The organism is Bacillus sp. PK6-025 (genome assembly GCF_056530265.1).
Map to the genome: position 1 here is coordinate 2986236 of NZ_CP096509.1, position 16943 is coordinate 3003178.

Consider the following 16943-nt stretch of genomic DNA (forward strand, 5'->3'; position numbering starts at 1 on the left):
AATCCCGCTTATTTTTTTAGATCGACATTCATGCTGATATCAAGGCTTTTCGCCGAATGGGTCAAGTAGCCCAATGAAATACAGTGCACCCCTGTTCCCCTGTATGCGGGGAGATTTTCAAATGAAATTCCGCCTGAAGCTTCCGTCATAATGCCTGCGGGTGTCATTTCCGCAAATGCTTTCACCTTGTCAGGAGGACAATTGTCAAACATAATGATATCGGCTTCAGCCTCAATCGCTTCTTGAAGCTCTTGTTCAGACTCGATCTCCACCTCGATTTTGACCATATGGCCGCACGCTGCCCGTGCTTTTTCAACCGCTTTTGAAATCGAGCCGCAGGCGGCAATGTGGTTGTCTTTAATCATGATGCCGCCGTCCAAACCATAACGGTGATTGCAGCCCCCGCCGGTTTTGACCGCGTATTTTTCAAGAATGCGCAGGCCCGGCGTCGTCTTTCTCGTATCGCAAATCGCGATATCCGGATCATTCAGCCTGATAACGGACTGCTTTGTTAAAGTGGCGATCCCCGACATTCTTTGAATGAGATTCAGCACGACCCGTTCGCCGGTCATGAGAGAAGCTGCACGGCCTTTGAGCCGCGCGATCGTTTCTCCTTTATGGACCGCTTCGCCATCTGTTTTCAGCATTTGCACGGCAATCGTTTCATCGAGCAGCCGAAAGCCTTCGAAAATTACTAATTCTCCTGCAAACCATCCGTCATCCTTCGCTGTGATGACAGCTTCGCATTGAAGATTGGCATCGAAAACGGCTTCAGAAGTGAAATCCCCCCAGCCGATATCTTCCTTGAAAAATTCTTTAAGCATGTTCCTAAGTATGAGCCGCTGCATATTTCACAATCCCTTCGTTTTGTCTTATCTTGATCCCGCCTTTTGTGTGAACGATTTGCTTGCCATGCCAGTTTTTATCATCAGGCACCGGGCGATCCGAACGGTAATGGCCGCCTCTGCTTTCTGTACGAAGCAATGCCGAGGCCGTCATCTGCTTGGCGGTCTGCCATAAATGAGCTAATTCAAGCTGTTCTTTTGTGATTTCTTTCACATTCACGATTTGAAAAGGCACTCGCTCAAGCCATTCTTTCGCCTTCGTCAATTCATCCTCCGTTCGCACGATCGCCACATGATCTGTCATGTGTTTTTGAATATCCTTCACATCTGTCAGGGGAACAGAATATGTCACATCCTCAGGCTGAGGAGATTGTCCTCTGACAGGCTCAGGTTTTTGATAAGCTTGTATCCGTTCCGCCGCTCTCCTTCCGAAGACGATGCATTCCAAGAGAGAATTGCTTGCCAGACGGTTGGCACCGTGAAAGCCGGTGCATGCAGCTTCCCCAATCACATAAAGGTGTGGAACCGCCGTTTCCCCCCATCTGTTCACAGAAACGCCCCCCATTAAAAAATGCATGCCCGGTGAAACCGGAAGCCGGCCTTCTTCAATGGAAATTCCGGCTTTTTCGCAAAGAGAGGAAATCGTAGGGAAGCGGCTTTTAAAGTCTGATATGCGGGTAATATCCAAAAATACGCTGCTTCCACAGGCAAGCTTTTCGTGAATCGCACGAGATACGATGTCCCGCGGCGCTAAATCCTGCATGGGGTGAATCCCTTCCATCACCCGCTGGCCGTTTTCATCAACCAAGACAGCGCCTTCTCCACGCACAGCTTCTGAAACAAGCCCGTGTGCGAGCCCGTCTTTGACGAGCAATGTAGGGTGAAATTGAACGAATTCCAAATCTGCGAGCTCGGCTCCTGCCCGATATGCCAAAGAAATCGCATCGCTTGTCACAGAACGGTTATTCGTGTTGATTTGAAATAGATTTCCGCAGCCTCCTGCCGCCAGCACAACAAAATCGGCTTTCCTGAGAAAAGTCTTTCCCTGGCGGTCTTTCGTCCAGACTCCCGCACAGCGTCCGTCTTCCATCCATAAATCCGCCGCCGTTTCGTATTCTTTCAGTATGACGTGAGGACCGAGCCTTCCGATTAAGTGCCGGATCAGCGCCTGCCCCGTAGCGTCTCCCCCGGCATGCAAAATTCTGTTCATCGAATGTGCGCCTTCTTTGCCGAGGCTGAGCTTTCCGGATTCGTCAGTATCAAAAGGGAAATGCTGAAGAATCAGCTCATCAACAAGGCGCTGGCCGTCTTTAATGGCATCTTGAACGGCTTCGATTTGATTGTGGCCGCATCCGGCATATAATGTGTCGTCCGCATGAGCTGACCAGGAATCGCGAGGCAATACAGCCGAGGCAATTCCTCCCTGAGCGAGGGTTGAATTGCTGTCTTTTACAGATGCTTTTGTCATCACAATCACTTCATAAGACGGCGGAATGGATGCAGCAAAAGACAGCGCAGCGGCACCTGCTCCGACAACAATTATCGTCTGATGAGACATGTCGACTCCTCCTGTAAATTTACATGTGTCTTGACACCTATATTTACATATCGATAAAATAAACTCAAGTATTTTTTATAAAGAATGGGAGACGAGAGCCGTGATTTATCTTGATTATGCAGCGACGACACCGGCGGCAAAAGAAGCCTTGGACGCGTTTCAAAAACTGAGCACAGACGTGTACGGAAATTCGAGTAGTCTGCATGATGCAGGAGGGAAAGCCGAAAGTATTCTGCGCTACTGCCGCCAAAAGATGGCGGAACTTTTATCCGGGGAAGAAGAAGGCGTTTATTTTACGAGCGGCGGCACCGAAGCCAATTTTTTGGCGATTCACTCCATCTTAAATGGACTCCCCGCCGGAAAGCAGCGCTTTTTAATGACCGAAATGGAACATCAGTCGATCCACATTTTGAAGCGGCATCTTGAGATACTGGGCTTTGAAGTCGACTTGATGAAACCGAATGCTTCAGGCATCATCACAACAGAGATACTGGAACGGCACCTCCGTCCTGATACAGGTCTTGTCTCAATTCAGCATGCCAACTCAGAAACAGGCGTCATCCAGCCCCTGGCAAAGCTTTCGGCTTACTTGCATAAGCGGGACGTGCTCCTGCACAGCGACTGCGTACAGACCTTTGCCAAGATTCCGGTCGGCATTGATGAGCTCGGCGCTGATGCCTTATCTGTTTCAAGCCATAAAGTATACGGACCAAAAGGAGTTGGAGCGGTCTATATTCGGCCTGGTGTGAACTGGAAACCCGTCTACCCGGGCACTTTACATGAAAACGGATTGAAGAGCGGCACCGTCAATGTCCCTGGAATCGGCGCTTTCATTACCGCTGCCGAGTTGACAATAAAGCGTATGGATGCCGCGTATCTTAAACATCAGGAGCTGCGCGCCCGTTTTCTGGAAAAGGCAAAAGCCCGGAAGCTTCCCGTCTCCCTCGCTGTGCCCGATTCGGCAAATTCGCATGTTCTGCCGCATATTATAGGTTGTTTTTTTCATTCCTTTGAAGGACAATATACTATGCTGGAATGTAATCGGAGAGGAATTTGCATTTCTACCGGAAGCGCGTGTTCAGCCGGCTATCATGAGCCGTCGAATACGATGAAAGCCCTTTTAGTCCCAAGAGAGCTCGCGCTTCAATTCGTCCGAATTTCGTTCGGATGCGATACGACAAGCGAACATGTTGATAAGCTGTTGGACGTTTTTGAAGATATGATGCATGAGAAAGGAGACCATCGGATTGACAGACGGATTAAAACTTACGGGCGCTGAGCGGCGCCAGCAGCTTCTGGCCTGGCTGAAGGAGTCTGAGGCTCCGCTGACAGGAAGCGAACTGGCGAAAAGAGCATCTGTTTCACGGCAGGTCATCGTACAGGACATTTCTTTATTAAAAGCAAAAAACGAACCGATCATCGCAACAAGCCAAGGATACGTGTATTTGCAGTCAGTTCTCGGCAAAAAACAGCCGGTTCAGCGGCTCATCGCTTGCGACCATGAGCCGGAAAAAACGGAAGAAGAGCTGAATCTGATCGTCGACTTTGGCGTAACGGTGAAAGATGTAACGATTGAACATCCTGTCTACGGCGACTTAACAGCTTCGATCAGAGTCAGCACAAGAAAAGAAGTCTCGGACTTCGTCAAAAAAATCTCTTCGACAAACGCCGCTTATCTGTCTCAACTGACAAACGGCACCCATCTGCACACATTGGAGGCAGATGACGAAGAGAAGATCGAACAAGCTTGCGACGCCCTGCAAAAAGCGGGCATCCTCATTCCCGAATAAAGAAAAGGTCCTTTGCCGTCATCAACGCAAAGGACCTTTCTTTATAATGTATACGCATTGTAGGCTCCGAGCATTTTCACCTTGCAGCCCAAAGCTTCAAGCTCAGCTATCGCACCTGGAATCAGCACGTCGTCCAGTGCCATTTCAATATCAATAATGAAAAAATAATTGCCGAGACCGGTTTTTGTCGGCCGCGATTCAATTTTAGAAAGATTCAAATTTCTCCAGGCGAAAGCCGACAGCACCTGGTGGAGAGCCCCTGATCTGTCCGAAGGAAGGGTTACCAGCAAAGTCGTTTTCGGCCTTCCCTTTAACTGAGGATTGACCGGCGGAGATGCCTCGTGATCCGGATGAAGCATCACAAATCTCGTGTGATTGTATTCATAGTCATGCACATCTCTTTTGACGATGTCTAATCCATACGTAGCGGCTGCCATTTCATTGGCAATCACGCCGATGTTCTCGTCCGGATGTTCACTCACGTATTTTGCAGCTGCACCGGTGGATGTCGCATATTCAAACGGAATGGAGCGGAACCGGCTGTGCAAAAATTTATGACATTGCGCGATCGCATGGGAATGGGAATAAACTTTCTGAATGTCTTCCCAAGCCTCTTTTCTTGCAGGATGCACAAGTAAATGCTGACGGATGGGAGCGGTGATTTCTCCGACAATATAAAGAGGCTGTTCGTGGATTAAGTAGTCTATTGTCAGATTCACCGATCCTTCAATCGCATTTTCAAGCGGGACGACAGCCAGATCAATCTCGCCGTTCATCGCCGCATCCATACAGGCGGGTATTGTGTTAAATGCTTGCTGGTCTGCATCTGAAAAGCAGGAGCAGACGGCAAGGTGCGTAAATGTTGCTTCTGGACCTAAATAACCTACTCTCATACTCATGATATATGACATTCTCTCCCTTTAAGCGCCCGAACCTAGTATTTCGACCTTTTCTACGAATTCCAGCTTTCTTAATTTGTTCATCAGCAAATCGATATTTCCATCCATTCCTCTCGTACTGACGGACAGCGTGACATTCGCTCTTCCTTGAAGAGGGATGGTCTGGTGGATCGACAGCACGTTGCAGCCCGATTCAGCCACCACTTGGAGCAGATGGGACAGCGTTCCCGAGCGGTCCTCCAAATGAAAAAAAAGCGTGATAATCTGTTCCTTGACCATCGTATAAAAAGGAAAAACCGCATCTCTGTACTTGTAAAAAGCGCTTCGGCTCAAATCTACCTTTTGGACGGCTTCAGCTACAGATTCCGCTTTTTTCCGCTCAATCAGCTTTTTGACCTCAAGTGTTTTCCGCATTGCCTCCGGCAGCACGTCTTCCCTGACAAGATAAAAGGTCTCCTCTTTCACAGACTTTTCTCTCCTTTTAAAAACCCTGATTCCTTTACATTGATCCAGCAAGCGAAAGGAAAGGCGTTCCTTTCAGCTAAAAGTCGGAGAGCTTGCCTGGCAAACTCTCCGGTATGATCAGTCGATAAATTCAAATTCAAATTCGAGAAGACGGATGGTATCTCCGTCTTTTGCACCGCGGGCCCGAAGCGCGTCATCAACGCCCATTCCGCGAAGCTGTCTGGCGAAACGCTTAACAGACTCGTCTCTTGAAAAATCCGTCATTTTAAATAAGCGTTCAAGCTTGGCTCCGCTGAGCACAAAGGTGCCATCAGGATCACGGCTGATCTCAAACGGCGCTTCCTCATCCTCAAGCTTATACATGACTCTGTTTTCAGTCATGTCTTCTTCGTCGTAGAGCGGGAATTCCGGCGTCGTTTCCAAACGGTCGGCAATCTCAAACAGCAGATCCCTCAATCCTTGTCTGGTCAACGCGCTGATTGGAAAAACAGGATAATCATCTGTAAGCTTTTCTTTGAATGCCTTCAGATTTTCTTCCGCATCCGGCATATCCATTTTATTGGCGACAATAATTTGAGGACGTTCTGTCAGCCTCAGATTATACTGTTCAAGCTCTTTATTGATGGTCACATAATCTTCATACGGGTCGCGCCCTTCAAGACCCGACATGTCGATCACGTGCACGATGACGCGCGTTCTTTCGATATGTCTGAGGAATTGGTGTCCGAGGCCAACCCCTTCGTGCGCCCCCTCAATCAGTCCCGGAAGATCCGCCATTACAAAGCTGCGGCCATCTTCCGTTTCGACCATTCCGAGATTCGGATTCAGCGTTGTAAAATGGTAATCGGCAATTTTCGGCTTGGCCGAAGACACGACAGACAGGAGTGTTGATTTTCCAACGCTTGGGAAACCGACAAGACCGACATCGGCCAAAACTTTCAGCTCGAGAACGATATAGCGCTCCTTGCCGGGTTCGCCGTTTTCAGAAAGCTGCGGCGCCGGGTTGGCAGGCGTCGCAAAACGGGTATTGCCTCGTCCGCCGCGTCCTCCTTTTGCGATGACGGCTTCCTGTCCGTGCTCCGTTAGATCAGCGATGACCTGCTTTGTATCATCGTCAATGACAACCGTGCCGGGCGGGACTTTTACAACCATGTCTTCTGCATTTCGGCCGTGCTGGTTTTTAGACATGCCGTGTTCTCCGCGCGTCGCCTTAAAATGTCTTTGATATCTAAAATCCATCAGCGTGCTGAGGCCTTCGTCAACTTTGAAAACGACGTCTCCGCCTTTTCCGCCGTCACCTCCGGCAGGGCCTCCTTTTGGCACATATTTTTCGCGGCGGAAAGCAACCATTCCGTTGCCTCCGTCTCCGCCTTTTACGTATATTTTTACCTGATCAACAAACATAATGTCCTCCGTTCTATTCCTAAAAAACCGCTTTACTTGATATGAATTTCAGCGATGCACTCACGGTCTGTTACATCAAGCCGCTTGATTTCATAAAAATCAGCCAGTGAATGATGAAAGTCTTTGATACCGGTCAGCTTTGTGAATACGCCGTGGAAATCCAGAAAGATGACGAGCCGGTCGTCCGGACCGTCCGTCTGCAGCGTGATCGTCAGATGATTGTCGCCGCCTTTCAAAACGGCATCCTCAAAAGTCCCAAACAGCTTTCTGACGAAAACGACGAGCTTCTCTTCATAAGCTGACAAATCTCTGACCTGACCGATCACCTCATATTCAAGCGTCAGCGAATGGGCCATCCAGTTAAATGTAAGCAGCTCATACGCCGCACGCGGGATTTTAAGGTTTGAAAGCTTTGATTCATGCTGAGCTTCGATGACCACTTCATCAATAATTTCAAATACGCGGTCATACTTTTTTAATGTTAAGTTTCCTTTAATCAATTGCAGTTTATTCATCCAGTCGTGCCTTGAATGGCTGAGCAGATGAATAAGCTCATGGGTCAAAGCCTTATCGTCCATCGTCTTTTCTTGTTTTTTCGAAGTTTCTTCCATTTTTGCACTCCCAATCGTTTGTTCTCTATTTTAGGAGTCTGATTCAGTTTGTACTTTGAATTATAACAGAGAAGGCAGTATAAATGAAACACGTTTATATACTTTAAAGAAGCAGAATCAGAGCGGAAACCCGGCCTTGTCCAGGGGGCGGGAAGGTGTTTTTCAGCAAGTCACGGTGCTGTATGTAAAAAACTCCGGTCAGAACGACCGGAGTTTCGTTTAAAGGTTAGGCTACAGGATATACGCTCACTTTTTTGCGGTTACGGCCGAAACGTTCGAATTTAACAGTTCCGTCGACTTTTGCATATAGAGTGTCATCTCCGCCGCGCCCAACGTTTTCACCTGGATAGATTTTTGTTCCGCGCTGACGATAAAGGATGGAACCGCCAGATACGAATTGACCGTCTGCACGTTTAGCACCTAGGCGCTTCGCCTCAGAGTCACGTCCGTTCTTCGTTGAACCTACTCCTTTTTTAGATGCAAAAAACTGAAGATCTAATCTTAGCATGTAGCTCACCTCCTATATTTTGTTCGTCGTTACTTTTAAGTAACCTTTGTAGTCTCGTTCGATCGTTTCAAGGGAGACGATCATGCCTTCGAGAAGGAGCTGCGCCTTTTCAAAAGCCTCCCGATCCGTACCGTCCGGGAATCCGAAAGATAAAAATCCTCCGTCTTCCCCGAGGTCAATGACCGGCTCAATGCCCGTCAGCTTCATGACGGCATTGACAGCTCCAAAGGCGACCGCCGATGCCCCTGCACAAACGAGATCCTGACCATGTTCAGCAAAATTCGCATGTCCCGACATTTCAAAGCCTAAGATGTCTTTGTTCGATCGGGCTCTGGTAACCTTTGCATGAATCATATCATACACGCCTTAAGCGTTGATTTTTTCGATTACAACTTTAGTGTAAGGTTGACGATGACCTTGTTTTTTATGTTGGTTTTTCTTCGGCTTGTACTTGAATACGGTAATTTTTTTCGCACGGCCTTGTTTTTCAACTTTGCCTGTTACCGTAGCGCCTTCAACCGTAGGGCTGCCAACTTTAACATTTTCACCGCCGACAAACAATACGTTGTCAAAAGTAACTGTTTCGCCGGCTTCAGCAGCAAGCTTTTCGACGTATACAGTTTGGCCTTCTTCAACTTTGATTTGTTTTCCGCCTGTTTGAATAATTGCGTACATCTCTGCACCTCCTAATAAACTAAGACTCGCCAATCACAGGGGGCTAAGAAAGCACTTAACACCTGTGCTGAGCGGTTGTAGCACGGGTGCTACATCCATAACATTAAAAAATATACCAGAAAAGAGCCCGAGTGTCAATGTCTTTTAGAAGGATGGACGGTCAATAAACCAAAAGCAGATCTTCCATTGAGGAAGTCGTACGCTTGTCTGTAAAATAAGCGTGGAGAACTTCATTTTCATCAAGCTGGCTCAGTTTTTGTCCGTCCTTCTCAATAATGATCGGGTGTTTGCAGCCTCGTTTAAACAGGAGCATGACCTCATAAATCTGCTGTTCAGCGCACACCGTGATCGGGGCGAGGCGTCGCACTTCCCTCTCCTTTCCGTAATAGCGCTCAAGCAAAAAACGGATATGGACGTAATGGCGATTGCGATATTCTTGGTAAAGGGATGCAGCCAAAAATACGAGGAGCACCCAAGCGCTCAGCTGTGACGGGGAAACCAACAGAATTGCCGCGATTAAAACAGTACAGCAAAAGCACGACACAGCCAGCATCACCCGCTGTGCTTTCTGATACGGAAGGTGTTTTGAAAACAGCAAAAACAGCAGCTTCCCGCCGTCAAGCGGCCAAACCGGAAACAGATTAATCAAGAGGATGGTCAGATTGTAAAAGGTAAACGTTTCAAATATATGAGGGCTGACGAGCGAATTGACCGCCAAAAGCCATGCAGCAAATTGAAGCCAGATATGCTGAACAGGCCCCGCGGCGATGACGGCCAGCTCTTCCTTTAACGGTCTGTTGCCATGTTCATCGACTTCAAGCGTTCCCCCAAAAGGCAGCAGGAAAATGCCTTTAATTCTCCATGAAAAATAAACGGCAGCAGCAGCGTGGCCAAGCTCGTGGATCAAAATAACGATCATTAAACAAAACAGCGCTTTAATATGTCCTGTCATGATACCGATCGCCATGACAAGCCACAGCAGCGGGTGAATGTGAAGCTTGGTGAAGAGCTCCGTCCATTTATTCAAATGTGATCACCTGTATCGGATCAACAAATTCCTCTCCTTGTTTGATCGCAAAGTAATAGACGCCTTTTTGATTTTTATCCTGCTTAATCGTTCCGAGCTTCGTTCCTTTATCTATAAAATCGTATAAAGCGACATCCGCTTTTTTCAGCTGGCCGTAGTAGGTATAGCTGTTGTCCGCATGCTGCAAAACCACCGTCAGGCCCGTTTCCGGATTTTTGTCCACTTCAATGACATAGCCTTCCTTCATGCTGCGGATCGTTTCGTCTTCTGTTTCTACCTTAATGCCCTGGCCTGAGAATTTCTCCTGAACCTTTCCCATGGCAGGAACAGCGAGATCTTGATTCACCTCGACCTGACCGGATGGTTTTTCACCTTTCGATTGAAAGAATGCGAGGGGATCGCCAAACTTGGATTCATACCAATTCTGGAGAGCCGCAAATTGGAACTCTTCAGTAAACACCTGGCTGATGACCGGTTTGATTTGGTTTGCGGGTTCAAACTGGCCTTTGTAGGCAATAGCGGACACAAGGACAAGACATGCCGACAGAAGACATTTCATGATGAGCGCATCCGCTTTGACAAGAGGGTGCTTCCCATTTATCAGCAGGGAGCTTCCCTCAGGCGGAGGGAAGTCTCCGGCCTTTTCATCTTCCGAAAAGGCTGTCCATGCAGGCGGCTTGACCGGCAGCTTTTTGCCGCCTGACGAAAAGGGCTGTTTATCCGGCGCTTTCCGCTTTCTTTTCCTGGCCATTCTTTTTCGAATCTCATCTGCTCTATGACTCATAACCCTCATCCTTTACATTCAGGTTCGTTTGTTCAATGATATGTCTTGTCCCAGGCGTTTATGACGGTATATTGACATAAAACCAAAAGGTTTCATATAATAGATAGGAAACCTTTTGGTTTTACTTTTTTCTAGGAGGTCTATTATGAGCAATCAACAATTACCTGATATACATAAACAGGCTGTTTTTCACGCATCGATAGAAAAAGTGTGGGAGGCCGTCGCCACCAGCGAAGGCATCGCCGCCTGGTTTATGCCAAATGATTTCCGTCCGGAGATCGGCTGTGAATTCACCTTGCAGTCTCCGTTCGGCCCCTCCCCTTGCAAAGTGATCGAGCTTGAAGCGCCGCATCGACTCGCTTTCAGCTGGGATACGTCGGGATGGATCGTCACATTTGAATTGAAAGAGCTGTCTGCAGAAAAAACCGAATTTACCCTGATTCATTCAGGATGGGGCGCGCCGGAAGAAACGGTTGCAAAAGCGGGAGAAAAACAAGCGGATGTCCGCAATCGGATGAATGGCGGCTGGGAAGTGATCGTCAATCAAAAGCTGCGTCAGGCAGTTGAAGGCTAGTGACATCATCGGCCGTAAAACATGATGTGTTCCAAGCCGTTTCCGATCCCTCACGGCGAAAGATGCTGAAGCTCCTCGCCGGCAGGGAATTGCCTGTAACAGATATCAGCACTCATTTCCCGATGAGCCGAACGGCTGTTTCAAAGCATCTGAGAATTTTGTCAGAAGCCGGACTTGTCAGCGGAAGAAAAGCGGGCAGAGAAAAACTGTACAGGCTTCATCCCGAACCTCTCGCGGAGCTGCAGCAGTGGCTCGCCTACTTCGACATGTATTGGGACAATAAGCTTTCCTTGTTAAAGCACAAAGTCGAAAACGATCAATGAAACTGCAAAAAAAGCAATCTCGTTTTGGAGATTGCTTTTTTGCAAGTTAAGCGCGTACGCCGAAAAATGATTTAATCTTTGCGAAAACGCCTTTATTTTCTTCTTCAAACGACTGTAAAGGCACAGATTCGCCCAGCACGCGGCGGGCGATGTTCCGGTATGCGATTGAAGCTTTATTGTTCGGATCCATGACGACAGGCTCCCCGTTATTGGAAGCTTTAATCACTTCGTCATCATCCGCAACAATACCGATCAGTTCGATCGACAAGTGCTGAATGACTTCATCAACATCCAGCGTATCGCCGTTTTTCATTAAGTGGTTGCGGATCCGGTTGACGACAAGTCTCGGCGGCTCAATATTTTCTTCTTTTTCAAGCAGGCCGATGATCCGGTCGGCGTCACGAACAGCGGAGATTTCCGGTGTCGTCACGACAATCGCTTTGTCAGCGCCCGAGACCGCATTTTTATAACCTTGCTCAATCCCTGCAGGGCAGTCGATGACAATGTAGTCGAAGTCTTGTTTGAGCTGCTGGACAAGCTTGACCATCTGCTCGGGAAGAACAGCCGACTTATCGCTTGTCTGGGCGGCCGGGAGCAAATAAAGCAAATCATCGAAGCGTTTATCTTTCACAAGCGCCTGATGGATTTTGCATCGCTCCTCAACGACATCTACCAAATCATATATGATTCTATTTTCAAGGCCCATGACGACATCAAGATTGCGCAGGCCGATATCCGTGTCAACGAGACATACCCGTTTTCCCAAAATGGCCAAGGCGGTGCCAAGATTTGCGGATGTCGTCGTTTTGCCTACTCCGCCTTTCCCCGAGGTTATTACGATAGCTTCACCCAATTTTACATTCCTCCCTCAAGCCTTGTTAAACTAGGTCTTAAATGAGCTAATTGCTGAAGGCGGTCAATGACCATATTCTCATTTTCATCTAAATAAGCACATTCCATGTCGTTCCCTTCTTGGATGTGGTCTGGGGAGCGATTGAGCACATGATTGATACGCAATTGAGTCGGTCTCATATCCGAAGCCGCAATAACAGCTCGTTTATTTCCATTAAAACCGGCGTGGGCAATCCCTCTTAATGAGCCGAGGATGAAAATATTCCCTCCGGCCTTCACCATTCCTCCCGGATTCACATCCCCAATCAGAAGCAAATCACCCTCCGTTTCGAGGACTTGCCCTGAACGGACAATTTTAGCGACAGAAATAATTTCGCTTTCCGCTTTTAAACGGTTTGCTTCATCTTTGGTTATGACTTCACTTTCAATGGAGTGGATGAACAGATTTTGTTTCTCAGTGATCACATCGGTCAGGATCTGTTCTTGCTCCTCGGTCACAAAACGGTGGCCGAGCTTAACGAGCACACTGATTTTCTGGCCTTTTCCATCCATATAATGTTCGAGTGACAGCATATCCTGAAGACCGTACAATAATTCTTCAAAAGAGCATGTGTCATCAAGATGAAGCGTCAATCCATTTTTCGTTCCTTTAATTGTTACGTATTGCTGCTTTTGGGTCTTCACGGTGTTCACCTCAACATCATACTCTTTTCGACATCGGCTCATAAAATCCTCTTTTACTCATTCCTCAGCTCTTTCTTAAGACTGGTAAAAAACCATTTGAACGGGTAAATGAGCAAAAGGCCGCCAACGGCGTTCAGCCCAAGCGTAGGCAGGAGCCTGCCGAGCACAAATTGATGGAACGGCATGATTTCCGGACGTATCAGCATCTGCACGCCATATTGGTAAAATTCAAGAACACAGACGGCGAGCAGCGAAATAAAAATGACGACCAGCGCGTTTGTCTGCAATACTTTGAATGCTTTTGACGATAAATAGCAAATACCGGCAAAACCGAACATATATACACCTAAAAGGTCGGTGTAATTAATATCATATAACAGTCCGAAAATAAATCCATATGTAATGGCAAAAGGCTGATTGACATAAGCCGTCATAAAAACTAAGACAAGCAGCAGAAAACGCGGGATGAGCTGCTGTTCTTCCGTCACAAAAGGCAGGTTGACAAAATCCGCGTAGACGCTGTCAGATACTAAAACAAACATCATCACGACGGGAAGAAGGAAGCGTTTCACGAACCTTCCTCCTCATCGTCCATCTTGTTGACATCCACCGTATCAAGCGTTCTGTCGACGACGATGACGTTATCAAGGTTATACATATCGGCCGCCGGCTCTACATAAGCGATTTTTGTCAAGCCGTAGGAATCGGGTTCAACCTCTGTCACTTTTCCGATTGTCAGGCCTTTCGGAAAAACGCCGCCCGCCCCGGAAGTTTCGACGAGGTCTCCTTTTTTCACTTCCCTGTCTTCATCAGGCTCAATGATTTCCATTGACAGCGCCTTTTTCTCGGAGTCGTAGCCGTTGATGATTCCGTTGACCGTTTTCTTGCCTTTATTTGCAGCGATAACCGTAGAAATTCTGTTGTTTCTGTCTGTTGCGCTTAAAAGCTGGACGGTGGAAGTGAAATTGTTCACTTTAGTGCTTTTGATTTTTCCGATCAAGTTGCCGTTTTCATCTGTGACCGCCATATCCTTTTCGACGCCGTGCTTAGAACCTTTGTTAATCGTGATCAGGTTCCACCACTCATACTTATCGGGATTTCTGGCGATAACAGTCGCCAGAATCGGCGTGTAGTCTTTAATTGATTTCAAATGGCCGAGCTCTTTTCTTAAAGACTTATTTTCATTTTCAAGCTCTTGCAGCTTTGCCTCGTATTGCGTCTGGCCGTCGAGCTTTTTCCGCAGGCGCTCATTTTCGCTGTACGTATTTTTTAAGTCTTCGATATTTTCAAAGAAGCCCGCAAAAAATTGAGCGGGCGTATGAAAAATCGTCTGGAATACACCAGTTGTATCGCCAATAAATTTTTCGGGCCAAGTTGCATTCCGGTCATTCTTTAACGAAAATCCAATCATTGCCACTAAAATGATGATACAAAGGAGTAAAAGCATCAACCGTTTATTCGTAAAAAACTGCGGCATGATTATACACCTCTTCTATTCCCTGTGTCCTTAATTTTTGCCTTTAAATAGATGAATTTGCTCGAGAGCTTTACCTGTTCCGATCGCTACACAGTCAAGAGGGTCTTCCGCAATTAAAACCGGCATTTTCGTTTCTTCGCTGATGACTTTGTCCAAGTGGCGCAGCAGCGCACCGCCTCCTGTCAGGACGATTCCGCGGTCCATAATATCAGCCGCGAGTTCAGGCGGAGTTTTTTCAAGCGTATTTTTTACGGCATCGACAATTGCAGTCACAGTGTCGCGAAGCGCCGCTGTAATTTCTTTTTCAGTGATTTCAATCGTTTTCGGCAGACCTGTTAAAAGATCGCGGCCGCGGATTTCCATGCTTTCTCCGTTTTCAGAAGCTTCGGCAGAACCGATTTCAAGTTTGATCGCTTCCGCAGTACGGTCACCGATCATCAAGTTATATGTTTTTCTAATATAAGTAATGATTGCTTCATCCATTTCATCACCGGCAACGCGAATAGACTGGGATGTGACGATGCCGCCGAGGGAAATAATCGCGACTTCGGTCGTTCCGCCGCCGATGTCGACCACCATGCTTCCAGTCGGTTCCCAAACAGGAAGATTGGCTCCGATCGCCGCTGCAAACGGTTCTTCAATCGGATATGCATCTCTCGCCCCGGCCTGGCGCGTAGCGTCGATTACCGCACGCTGCTCAACCGCCGTAATTCCCGACGGGACACAAACCATGACATAAGGCTTTCTCGCAAATAAGCCTTTGTTTTTAACAGCTTTGCTAATATAATGTTTCATCATTGTCGCTGTTGTTTCATAATCAGCGATTACGCCATCTTTCATCGGGCGGAGGGCGACGACATTGCCGGGCGTACGTCCGATCATGTTTTTCGCATCGTTTCCGACTGCAACGATCTGCTTTGTATCTGTTTGCAGCGCAACGACGGAAGGCTCCCTGACGACAATTCCTTTACCTTTCACAAAAACAAGCGTATTCGCCGTTCCTAAATCTATTCCAAGGTCTCTCGCACCAATTCCAAACATTTGTATGTATCTTCCTTTCTTAAAACAATATTCCTAAGCAAAAACCCATAAATTCTATTATAGCTTAATTTAATGAAAAAAAAAGTGTTACAAATATCCTTTTTCTTTTAAGCTCACAAATTTTTGATCACCGATGATGATATGATCGAGCAATTCGATTCCAAGCAGCTGTCCGGACTCGTGAAGGCGCTGTGTAACTTCTATGTCTTCGCGGCTTGGAGCCGGATCTCCAGACGGATGATTGTGGACGCAGATGAATGAGGCTGCGGAGCGCTTTAAAGCTTCCTTAAACACTTCCCTCGGATGGACGATTGAAGAGTTCAAGCTTCCTATAAAAATTGTTCGCTTGTGGATCACCTGGTTTTTCGTGTTCAGATACAGGCATACGAAGTGCTCCTGAGACAGAAAGCGCATATCCCCCATTAAAAAATTGGCCGCATCTTCGGGAAAACGGATCACATAACGGTCTTTGCAGGCAAGGCTGTGAATGCGCCGGCCAAGTTCGAGCGCCGCCAAAATCTGCACGGCTTTGGCGCGGCCGATCCCGGAAATGCTTGAAAGCTCCTCAGCGGATGCTTCTTTTAACAAACGGAGGCCGTCAAACGTTTGAAGCAGCCGGCTTGAAAGCTGAAGAACCGATTCTTTTTTCGTCCCGGTTCTGAGCAGTATCGCGAGCAGTTCATGGTTTGACAAACTTTCGGCGCCTGTGTTGAGAAGGCGCTCCCGCGGCCTTTCTTCATCAGGAAAATCCTTTAATTTCAACGGCAGATCGCTTATGATAAACCCTCCCTTTTGATTCCCTTCTCGTTCGGTTTATCAAAAGGAGTGAAGATCGAACGTTTTCAGCATTCTCATCGTTTTGGAAATCGGAAGACCCACAACTGTATAATAGTCTCCCTTTATCTGTTTGACAAAAAGCGCGCCTTTTCCTTGTATTCCGTATGAACCGGCTTTATCAAACGGCTCTCCTGTAGCGATGTAAGCGCTGATTTCCTTTTCTTCAAGAGGCCAAAAAAAGACTTCGGTTTCTTCAAAAAATGTTTCGCATCTCTCGCCGTCCTTAATGCAGACGCCGGTAAGCACTGAATGGGTCTGTCCCGAAAGCATGCTCAGCATCCTTTTTGCATCTTCGGCATCTTTGGGCTTGCCCAAATAAGCCCCGTCATAAAGAACAATGGTGTCGGCGCCAAGCACGACGGCATCAGGATATTGTTCGGCTACTGCACGCACTTTTTGTTCCGCCAACCATTTGACGTTTTCTGCTGGTGAAAAGTTTCGAATTAATTTTTCTTCCGCGTTGCTCGTAACGATGCTGTATGGAATCTGAAGAAGATCGAGGAGTTCCTTTCTGCGGGGTGATTGTGAAGCCAATATGAGCTGTCGGGTCATAAGAAGACATCCTTTCAAAGGTTTTTGCATAGGAAAA

22 protein-coding genes and 1 other annotated feature are annotated in these 16943 nt (G+C 47.3%); of the genes, 4 read left to right on the forward strand and 18 right to left on the reverse strand.

What is annotated here, in order from left to right:
* Positions 1-8: 8 nt before the first annotated feature.
* Complete coding sequence (gene nadC / locus M1D67_RS15315; protein WP_035338343.1) at positions 9-848, reverse strand: carboxylating nicotinate-nucleotide diphosphorylase; 840 nt, start codon at positions 846-848, stop codon at positions 9-11.
* On the reverse strand, positions 829-2403 hold the full coding sequence (gene nadB, locus M1D67_RS15320; RefSeq protein WP_023855411.1) for an L-aspartate oxidase: 1575 nt from the start codon (positions 2401-2403) through the stop codon (positions 829-831). Before nadB ends, nadC begins: the two co-directional genes overlap by 20 nt.
* A gap of 100 nt (positions 2404-2503) precedes the next feature.
* On the opposite strand from nadB, the gene M1D67_RS15325 reads away from it, so the two are divergent.
* Both M1D67_RS15325 and M1D67_RS15330 read left to right on the forward strand, forming a co-directional pair.
* Positions 2504-3682, forward strand: a complete 1179-nt coding sequence (locus tag M1D67_RS15325) for an IscS subfamily cysteine desulfurase (RefSeq protein WP_146873426.1) — start codon at positions 2504-2506, stop codon at positions 3680-3682.
* The gene (locus tag M1D67_RS15330) at positions 3651-4193 is read left to right on the forward strand and encodes a transcription repressor NadR (protein ID WP_020452437.1); all 543 of its coding nucleotides are present in this window, start codon (positions 3651-3653) and stop codon (positions 4191-4193) included. The genes M1D67_RS15325 and M1D67_RS15330 overlap by 32 nt, the downstream gene beginning before the upstream one ends.
* A 41-nt stretch (positions 4194-4234) precedes the next feature.
* Here the strand turns inward: M1D67_RS15330 and pheA are convergent, their stop codons facing one another.
* From pheA to M1D67_RS15375, 9 genes are all read right to left on the reverse strand, one after another.
* Positions 4235-5086 (reverse strand): prephenate dehydratase, encoded by an 852-nt coding sequence (gene pheA, locus M1D67_RS15335; RefSeq protein WP_231006003.1) that lies wholly within the window; start codon positions 5084-5086, stop codon positions 4235-4237.
* A gap of 27 nt (positions 5087-5113) precedes the next feature.
* Complete coding sequence (locus tag M1D67_RS15340) at positions 5114-5557, reverse strand: ACT domain-containing protein (protein WP_023855415.1); 444 nt, start codon at positions 5555-5557, stop codon at positions 5114-5116.
* A 117-nt stretch (positions 5558-5674) separates the two neighbouring features.
* Positions 5675-6961 (reverse strand): GTPase ObgE, encoded by a 1287-nt coding sequence (gene obgE, locus M1D67_RS15345; protein WP_020452440.1) that lies wholly within the window; start codon positions 6959-6961, stop codon positions 5675-5677.
* A 32-nt stretch (positions 6962-6993) separates the two neighbouring features.
* Positions 6994-7572 (reverse strand): sporulation initiation phosphotransferase B, encoded by a 579-nt coding sequence (locus M1D67_RS15350; protein WP_020452441.1) that lies wholly within the window; start codon positions 7570-7572, stop codon positions 6994-6996.
* Positions 7573-7798: 226 nt separating this feature from the next.
* The gene (rpmA, locus tag M1D67_RS15355) at positions 7799-8080 is read right to left on the reverse strand and encodes a 50S ribosomal protein L27 (protein ID WP_003184023.1); all 282 of its coding nucleotides are present in this window, start codon (positions 8078-8080) and stop codon (positions 7799-7801) included.
* 12 nt (positions 8081-8092) lie between these two features.
* The gene (locus M1D67_RS15360) at positions 8093-8434 is read right to left on the reverse strand and encodes a ribosomal-processing cysteine protease Prp (RefSeq protein WP_020452442.1); all 342 of its coding nucleotides are present in this window, start codon (positions 8432-8434) and stop codon (positions 8093-8095) included.
* Positions 8435-8446: 12 nt separating this feature from the next.
* Positions 8447-8755 carry a 50S ribosomal protein L21 gene (rplU, locus tag M1D67_RS15365; RefSeq protein WP_003184027.1) on the reverse strand — a complete coding sequence of 103 codons (309 nt, stop codon included), beginning with the start codon at positions 8753-8755 and terminating at the stop codon, positions 8447-8449.
* 12 nt (positions 8756-8767) lie between these two features.
* Positions 8768-8842, reverse strand: a sequence feature (ribosomal protein L21 leader region).
* 73 nt (positions 8843-8915) lie between these two features.
* Positions 8916-9782 (reverse strand): M50 family metallopeptidase, encoded by an 867-nt coding sequence (locus tag M1D67_RS15370; protein WP_020452443.1) that lies wholly within the window; start codon positions 9780-9782, stop codon positions 8916-8918.
* Positions 9775-10566, reverse strand: coding sequence for a M23 family metallopeptidase (locus M1D67_RS15375; protein WP_318601711.1), 792 nt, complete (start codon positions 10564-10566; stop codon positions 9775-9777). Before M1D67_RS15375 ends, M1D67_RS15370 begins: the two co-directional genes overlap by 8 nt.
* Before the next feature lie 145 nt (positions 10567-10711).
* Here M1D67_RS15375 and M1D67_RS15380 point away from each other — a divergent pair, with 145 nt between their 5' ends.
* Both M1D67_RS15380 and M1D67_RS15385 read left to right on the forward strand, forming a co-directional pair.
* Positions 10712-11140, forward strand: coding sequence for an SRPBCC family protein (locus M1D67_RS15380; protein ID WP_144498734.1), 429 nt, complete (start codon positions 10712-10714; stop codon positions 11138-11140).
* Positions 11140-11463, forward strand: coding sequence for an ArsR/SmtB family transcription factor (locus M1D67_RS15385; protein WP_023855421.1), 324 nt, complete (start codon positions 11140-11142; stop codon positions 11461-11463). Before M1D67_RS15380 ends, M1D67_RS15385 begins: the two co-directional genes overlap by 1 nt.
* A gap of 46 nt (positions 11464-11509) precedes the next feature.
* Here the strand turns inward: M1D67_RS15385 and minD are convergent, their stop codons facing one another.
* The 7 genes from minD to M1D67_RS15420 form a co-directional block, all read right to left on the reverse strand.
* Positions 11510-12316, reverse strand: a complete 807-nt coding sequence (gene minD / locus M1D67_RS15390; RefSeq protein WP_020452447.1) for a septum site-determining protein MinD — start codon at positions 12314-12316, stop codon at positions 11510-11512.
* Positions 12317-12318: 2 nt separating this feature from the next.
* Entirely contained in the window at positions 12319-12999 is a 681-nt protein-coding gene (gene minC, locus M1D67_RS15395; RefSeq protein ID WP_096748468.1) for a septum site-determining protein MinC, read from the reverse strand.
* A 53-nt stretch (positions 13000-13052) separates the two neighbouring features.
* Positions 13053-13571: a rod shape-determining protein MreD gene (gene mreD, locus M1D67_RS15400; RefSeq protein WP_020452449.1), complete on the reverse strand. Its 519-nt coding sequence runs from the start codon at positions 13569-13571 to the stop codon at positions 13053-13055.
* Positions 13568-14476 carry a rod shape-determining protein MreC gene (gene mreC / locus M1D67_RS15405; RefSeq protein WP_020452450.1) on the reverse strand — a complete coding sequence of 303 codons (909 nt, stop codon included), beginning with the start codon at positions 14474-14476 and terminating at the stop codon, positions 13568-13570. The genes mreD and mreC overlap by 4 nt, the downstream gene beginning before the upstream one ends.
* Before the next feature lie 30 nt (positions 14477-14506).
* Positions 14507-15517: a rod shape-determining protein gene (locus M1D67_RS15410; protein WP_003184042.1), complete on the reverse strand. Its 1011-nt coding sequence runs from the start codon at positions 15515-15517 to the stop codon at positions 14507-14509.
* An 87-nt stretch (positions 15518-15604) separates the two neighbouring features.
* Positions 15605-16279, reverse strand: a complete 675-nt coding sequence (radC, locus tag M1D67_RS15415; protein WP_020452451.1) for a RadC family protein — start codon at positions 16277-16279, stop codon at positions 15605-15607.
* Positions 16280-16333: 54 nt separating this feature from the next.
* Entirely contained in the window at positions 16334-16906 is a 573-nt protein-coding gene (locus M1D67_RS15420; RefSeq protein ID WP_020452452.1) for a Maf family protein, read from the reverse strand.
* Between the last annotated feature and the right edge of the window lie 37 nt (positions 16907-16943).

Excerpts from the sequence above, each read along its gene's own strand:
- nadC (WP_035338343.1), bottom strand. The coding sequence starts at position 848 with ATGCAGCGGCTCATACTTAGGAACATGCTTAAAGAATTTTTCAAGGAA.
- nadB (WP_023855411.1), bottom strand. The coding sequence starts at position 2,403 with ATGTCTCATCAGACGATAATTGTTGTCGGAGCAGGTGCCGCTGCGCTG.
- pheA (WP_231006003.1), bottom strand. The coding sequence starts at position 5,086 with ATGAGAGTAGGTTATTTAGGTCCAGAAGCAACATTTACGCACCTTGCC.
- obgE (WP_020452440.1), bottom strand. The coding sequence starts at position 6,961 with ATGTTTGTTGATCAGGTAAAAATATACGTAAAAGGCGGAGACGGAGGC.
- M1D67_RS15350 (WP_020452441.1), bottom strand. The coding sequence starts at position 7,572 with ATGGAAGAAACTTCGAAAAAACAAGAAAAGACGATGGACGATAAGGCT.
- rpmA (WP_003184023.1), bottom strand. The coding sequence starts at position 8,080 with ATGCTAAGATTAGATCTTCAGTTTTTTGCATCTAAAAAAGGAGTAGGT.
- M1D67_RS15360 (WP_020452442.1), bottom strand. The coding sequence starts at position 8,434 with ATGATTCATGCAAAGGTTACCAGAGCCCGATCGAACAAAGACATCTTA.
- rplU (WP_003184027.1), bottom strand. The coding sequence starts at position 8,755 with ATGTACGCAATTATTCAAACAGGCGGAAAACAAATCAAAGTTGAAGAA.
- M1D67_RS15375 (WP_318601711.1), bottom strand. The coding sequence starts at position 10,566 with ATGAGTCATAGAGCAGATGAGATTCGAAAAAGAATGGCCAGGAAAAGA.
- M1D67_RS15380 (WP_144498734.1), top strand. The coding sequence starts at position 10,712 with ATGAGCAATCAACAATTACCTGATATACATAAACAGGCTGTTTTTCAC.
- mreC (WP_020452450.1), bottom strand. The coding sequence starts at position 14,476 with ATGCCGCAGTTTTTTACGAATAAACGGTTGATGCTTTTACTCCTTTGT.
- M1D67_RS15410 (WP_003184042.1), bottom strand. The coding sequence starts at position 15,517 with ATGTTTGGAATTGGTGCGAGAGACCTTGGAATAGATTTAGGAACGGCG.
- M1D67_RS15420 (WP_020452452.1), bottom strand. The coding sequence starts at position 16,906 with ATGACCCGACAGCTCATATTGGCTTCACAATCACCCCGCAGAAAGGAA.